Annotated in this window: 1 protein-coding gene; it reads right to left on the reverse strand. The window is 53.2% G+C overall.

What is annotated here, in order from left to right:
* Window positions 1–90 precede the first annotated feature (90 nt).
* Window positions 91–1518: an IS1182 family transposase gene (locus TH19_RS22315; protein WP_114104556.1), complete on the reverse strand. Its 1428-nt coding sequence runs from the start codon at window positions 1516–1518 to the stop codon at window positions 91–93.
* Window positions 1519–1572 lie beyond the last annotated feature (54 nt).

Below are 1572 nucleotides of genomic sequence, written 5' to 3' on the forward strand. Positions count from 1 at the left end.
TCAGATTGCTGACGAACCCCGTCTTTTTCATGAGACGGGGTTTTCTGTTAAAAACAGGCATATTTTTCGATGGTGGCGTAAAAACCGGATTTATGCGGCCAAGTCATGCCCGGCACGGTCTTTGTGAGCCATATTTGCAAAAATCAGGAAAATTACGTCACAAAAAGCCCCTTTGCGCGTCAGGATCAGGGCGATCTTCTTGATATTCTGGGCCGCTGCGGCCAGCAGACACTGCTCGTGCACTTTGGCAAGGCCGCGCAGACGGGCATAGCGATGACCATGCAATTGTTTGGCATCGGCAAAACTGCGTTCTACCGTTTCCTTGCGTCTCTCATAAATCCGTTTGCCCCAGGCGGTCAGCCGGTTGGCGGTGATCTTTTCAAGGCTCTCTTGCCAGATATGGCGTGTCACGACTTTGGTATGGGTGCGGCTTTGGGTACAGGCCTCGCGGAGCGGGCAGGTTTTGCAGATTTTCGGAGAACTCTTGTATTCACGGTATCCGGCTCTGTTGGTGGTGCTGTAAGGGAGGATTTCTCCCTGTGGACAACGATAACCATCATTCTCGGGCAGATAGACAAAGTCCTTCTTGCGCAGATATCCCTTGCGATGGGTCGGGCGGCGATAGCCGATGACACCGTCAATCTCCCTGTCATCAAGCCCTTTGGCAATCCCGGCAGTGAAGTAACCCGCATCCAGTCCAACCGCACAGACATCAAAGCCGAACCGGTCGCGTTGCCGGTCAAGACGCGACAGATAGGGAATGCTGTCATGCACATTGCCCGCTGTGACATGGATATCGGTGATCAGTGAATGCGCCCCGTCCACCGTCCGGTGATCAAGATAGAAAAAACCCTTGGGCTTGCCATCGCGCACCATATAGCCACTGTCCGGGTCGGTCTGGCTGACTTTGGTTTCCTTGATCCCGGGCTGATGCTCTTTCGGTTTTAGCGGCTTCTTGCCGTGATCGGCCCGGTCCCGGGCGACACCGGCATCAAGCGCGTCAAAATAATCGGCCCGTGACTTCTCGGCCATCTGCCGGTCAAACCTGTTCTTGTTGGCATTGGCCTTGAGATGGGTGCTGTCACTATAAAGTACCATGCCATCCACCAGACCAGCCCGGATCGCCTGCTCGACAATCTCGTCAAAGATTTCCTGATAAATCTCGCTGTCATTAAACCGTCGCCGACGGTTTTGACTGATCGTGCTGGCATCGGGCACCTTGTCGCTCAGGCGAAGATACAGGAACCACCGATAGGCCACATTCACTTCAATCTCGCGCATCAATTGCCGTTCCGAGCGAACGCCGAACAGATAGCCGATAAACAGCATCTTGAACAACATTACCGGATCAAGCGCAGGGCGACCGTTATTGGCACAATAAAGATGGGCCACCCGGTCATGGATGAAACTGAAATCGATCACCGCGTCAATCTTGCGCAGCAAATGATCGCTCGGCACCAGAGATGAGAGCGTTACCATCTCAAGCTCTTCCTGATGGGCTTCTTTCTTTTTAAGCATGCACCATTGAATCAAAAGTCCTCGCTTATGGCGAGGACTTTGTCAGCAGTCTGA

It is taken from the genome of Thalassospira profundimaris, from assembly GCF_003326675.1.
Lineage (GTDB): Bacteria > Pseudomonadota > Alphaproteobacteria > Rhodospirillales > Thalassospiraceae > Thalassospira > Thalassospira aquimaris.